The sequence below is a fragment of the Streptomyces sp. NPDC004065 genome (genome assembly GCF_044903565.1).
GTDB lineage: Bacteria > Actinomycetota > Actinomycetes > Streptomycetales > Streptomycetaceae > Streptomyces.
Genome location: NZ_JBJDQT010000066.1, coordinates 1 through 3,986, shown reverse-complemented (window position 1 = coordinate 3,986; position 3,986 = coordinate 1). Strand labels below are relative to the sequence as shown.

The 3,986-nt window shown below is 67.7% G+C and carries 5 protein-coding genes; 2 read left to right on the top strand and 3 right to left on the bottom strand.

Annotated elements, in window-relative coordinates:
- Window positions 1–355 precede the first annotated feature (355 nt).
- On the bottom strand, window positions 356–574 hold the full coding sequence (locus tag ACI2LW_RS33610; RefSeq protein ID WP_404735048.1) for a hypothetical protein: 219 nt from the start codon (window positions 572–574) through the stop codon (window positions 356–358).
- Between the two features lie 177 nt (window positions 575–751).
- Here ACI2LW_RS33610 and ACI2LW_RS33605 point away from each other — a divergent pair, with 177 nt between their 5' ends.
- Window positions 752–1,207 carry a GNAT family N-acetyltransferase gene (locus tag ACI2LW_RS33605; protein WP_404735047.1) on the top strand — a complete coding sequence of 152 codons (456 nt, stop codon included), beginning with the start codon at window positions 752–754 and terminating at the stop codon, window positions 1,205–1,207.
- Between the two features lie 111 nt (window positions 1,208–1,318).
- Window positions 1,319–1,714: a VOC family protein gene (locus tag ACI2LW_RS33600; RefSeq protein ID WP_404735046.1), complete on the top strand. Its 396-nt coding sequence runs from the start codon at window positions 1,319–1,321 to the stop codon at window positions 1,712–1,714.
- Between the two features lie 23 nt (window positions 1,715–1,737).
- Here the strand turns inward: ACI2LW_RS33600 and ACI2LW_RS33595 are convergent, their stop codons facing one another.
- Together ACI2LW_RS33595 and ACI2LW_RS33590 are read right to left on the bottom strand one after the other, a co-directional pair.
- Window positions 1,738–2,151: a hypothetical protein gene (locus ACI2LW_RS33595; protein WP_404735045.1), complete on the bottom strand. Its 414-nt coding sequence runs from the start codon at window positions 2,149–2,151 to the stop codon at window positions 1,738–1,740.
- 141 nt (window positions 2,152–2,292) lie between these two features.
- Window positions 2,293–3,279: a nitrilase-related carbon-nitrogen hydrolase gene (locus ACI2LW_RS33590; protein WP_404735044.1), complete on the bottom strand. Its 987-nt coding sequence runs from the start codon at window positions 3,277–3,279 to the stop codon at window positions 2,293–2,295.
- Window positions 3,280–3,986 lie beyond the last annotated feature (707 nt).

Here is a 3,986-nt window from a genome sequence, read left to right as displayed (position 1 = left end):
CGGTTCCAACTTCGGACCACGACGCGGCACCGGCACCCCGGCAGAAGAACTCATACGAGATCTAACGACGGACTACCGGCGCAGGACACTAGGCGGTGCTGACCGTGTGCTGGACACGCATGCGCGACGACAAAGCTCCTGGTGGACGGATTCTCGCCAAGATCACCCGTGTCTGCCATGAGCTTCGCGTGCTTGTCCAGCCATCCTCGGCCGATCTGTCCAATCGCACCCAGAAACACGAAAAATATGCCCACGAGATCGGTCGGGGCGCCTGGCTGCCACGCCATGCATCCCCCACCTTGAAGCCCAGACCAGGGTGCCGATGATTCAAATCGACAGGCGAGGAACGTGTAGATCAACCAGACAGGCAATGGCCGCCAGCAGCAGGCCGTACGGCGGGAAAGGGCCGACAGCGCATCAGCGTCTTGTTCTTCCGACGAACCATCGGGCTGACTTTCTGCCAGCCGCTGTAACTGCGTCGCGCTGTGATTGCCAGTACTCGTATGTCGGGCTCCAGCTCGGCCGGGAAGTCGAAGCGCGCCGGCAGCTCCTCCGCCGGCTTCGATGCGGCCATGGTCCGGCGTGCCAGTCTCACTTCGGGTCGTCCGTGTCGCATACGCTGCGAAGACGTCCGACCTGATGGTCCCGAGGACGCCGATGCCTGGGAATGCCGCCCGGGGGCGGCTCCTCACGCGGGGACCTGACGGTGCAGTGCCAGAAACGGAAGGGGTGTGGCATGAGGTGCCCTGGCGTGCACCTACGGGAGATCACCGACGACGACCGGGATGCCGTCCGCGCCCTCCGCGTCCGGCGTGACCAGAAGCAGTTCGTCGCCTCCGTGTCCTTTTCGCTCAAGGAGGCGGCGAAGAAGCCGGAGGCCAATCCCTGGTACCGCGCCGTGTACCGCGGCGACGATCCGGTGGGCTTCGTCATGCTGTCGTGGAAACCGTCGGCCGGTCCTTACAAGGGGCGGCACTTTCTCTGGCGCTTCCTCATCGACAAGCGGTACCAGAGGCGAGGGATCGGCCACGAGGCGCTTACGCAGGTCGTCGGCCTGGTGCGCGCGGACGGCGGCACCGAGCTGCTGACCAGCTACGAGCCCGGTGAGGGTGAACCGTGGCCTTTCTATGAGAAGTTGGGATTCGAGCCCACGGGGGAGATCGATGACGGCGAGATCGTTCTGCGGCTCGCCTTTCCCGCCCGGTGAGCTGGTTCGCCGGGAGCCTGGATCGCGGAGCCTGGACCGCTGACCGAAGGGTCTCGGATCCGTCGGACGAGTGACCTACGCTGAGCCTCGTCCGCACTGCACGGGAGAAGCATGACAAGCAGGTTCACCGAGTTGACCGTCGACTGCCGTGATCCGGAGAGGCTCGCGGCCTTCTGGTGCGAGGTCCTGGACTTCAAGGTGATCGACCGGAGCGAGGACAAGGTCGAGATCGGCTCCTGGGTGCCGACCGTCGAGGATGTCCGGGCCCGGCAGATGCCGCCCACCCTGGTGTTCATCCGTGTGCCGGAGAGCAAGACGGTCAAGAACCGGCTCCACCTCGACGTCAGCCCGGTCGACGCCGGCACCGAGGACGAGGTGACCAGACTCCTCGGCCTCGGCGCCGTCAAGGTGGACGTGGGCCAGGGCCCGGACCGGAACTGGGTGGTCATGGCCGACCCCGAGGGCAACGAGTTCGACGTACTGCGCACCTTGGCACCGCAGGAGTAGACCGCCTCGCTCGGAATGGCTGGTCAGCGACTGTCGGAAAGGAAGTGCTCAGCGAGTGGGGTGCCGGCGAACTGCTCGTGCATCAGACGGGAGAAGAGCAGCAGCGCGTTGCGCGGCCGGTGGAGCACCGCAAGGCTCTGGGCCTGTCCCGCGGCATTGCGGGTCACCGTGACGACGACCTTCACAGGCTCGCCCTGCACCGAAGACTCGTAGATCTCCAGGAATCCGTTCTCACCGAAGTCGCCGGTGAAGTCGAAGTCCTGGAACTCGTACAGCTCGCGAGCCTTGACCACGATGGCGCGCACCGCTTCCGCGCCCTGCGCCCTGCCGTTCATCGCAGCGCCCTCCAGGGTGGCGTCCTCGGCCAGGTTGTCCAGCCACCAGGGGTAGTAGCTCAGGCCCTGGGTATCAGCGTCGCCGCGCTTCGTGTCTGCCATGGTGTGTCTCCTTCGATGGTCCGGCCGCCCGCCGGATCGCGTATGGGTGTTGGTCCGACTTGACTGCGAGCAGTCCCAGCCAATGGATATGAGGCGGGCAGGCTCCCGCCGCTCGTCGCGACTCGGAGCCGGGTGCGGTGCTCAGTTCGCTTCCGCCGTACGGTCGTCAGCCGCCCGTGGTGTCCGGACCGGCGCCTGGGTTCCGCGCTCGTGGACGGGGGCCGTCGGCGTGCGGTCGATGCGGAGGCTGAGCAGTTCGGGACGGTTGTAGTGGCCACGCCCGTCCATCAGCCGTTTGCGCCGGTCGATCAGCTCGAAGTCCAGGTCCGCGATGACCTCACCTTCGCCGGACGTGAGCGGCTCGCCGAGGATGCGGCCTTCGGGGTCGACGATGGCGGTGAAGAACCCGCCGGAGACCGCCGCAACGGGGCCGTCGGTGTCCTTGGCGATCCGCGCCCTCTGGTCGTCGTCGAGCCAGGCGGTGGCGTTCACCACGAAGCAGGCCGACTCCAGCGCATGCTGACGGATGCCGACCTCGATCTGCTCGGCGAACTGCGGGCCACCGAAGGAACCGGGGTACATCGCGGCATGGATCTGCTCGCCGTCGGCGATCAGGGCGTAGCGCGCCAGCGGCAAGTAGTGCTCCCAGCACGCGAGCTGGCCGATGCGGCCGACGGCGCTGTCCGTCGCACGCAGGCCCGAGCCGTCGCCCTGCCCCCAGATCATCCGCTCGTGATAGGTCGGTGTGATCTTGCGGCGGCGCTGGATCAGCGTGCCGTCGGCGTCGAACAGCAGCTGAGTGTTGTAGAGGGTGCCGCCATCGCGCTCGTTGACGCCGATCGAGACGACCATGCCGGCCTCGCGGGCGGCATCGGCGATCGCGTCGGTCTCGGCGGACGGCACCGTCACCGCCTCTTCCAGCAGACGCAGGTGCTCCTTCGCCATGGCGTAGGGGGGCTGCACGAAGGAGAAGTAGGGGTAGTAGGGGACGACGGTCTCGGGGAAGACCGCGAACTCGACGCCCCTCTCCCCCAGGTCGCGGATCTTCTGCACTACTTTCTCGACGGTGCCGGCGCGGCTGTAGAGCACGGGGCTGATCTGGACTGCGGCGGCCTTTACGACGGTCATGGGCTGGCTCCTGTGAGCGATTGCGTGATGATCATGGAAAGCTCGTGCGCCATGCCCGCTGGGGGCAGAAACAGGCGGATAGAGCAGGTAGGAGGAGGGGGGAAGGCGGGGCTGGGGAACAGTCCCGCGGCCAAGTGTCGGCCCGGTTAGGAGCATATGCTCGTAATCGAGTGAGGGCAAGCGCCCCCTCCGGTCGGCGTCACACGTTCACCGCCACCGCGAGGCGCGCCATGACCGGCCATGGGTGGTAGCTCTCACCACACCCGTCCCGCCCGGCCGCGGCGGGGAGCTTCTTGCCGTAGCTTCATTATGAGCATATGCTCCTAAGCGCTGTCGATGCGCCGCTCAGCGCACAGGGCAGCCCTGCCCGCGTGCCGCGCCGCGTCCCAGGCGACGCCGGCCCCGCAGTGCGCGGACTCTCGCCGACCGACGGTGGCCCCTTCCGCCGGGCTGCCCCCTCCCATGGAGCGGTGGAGCACGGGGTGCGAGGTGCACCCGCGTCGGGAAAGAAAGACATCCACAGGAGCAGCAGCAATGAACCAGGCAGTGGGGAACGAGTCTGTCCGCACGTATGACGTGGTCGTCATCGGCGCGGGGGCGGGGGGGGGGGGCCGGGGGGGCCCGGGCCCCGCCCCCCCGGGGCGCCCCCCGGTGGGGGTACGGCGACGGGAGGGGGGGGGGGGGGGGGTGTTGGGGGGTGTAACCCG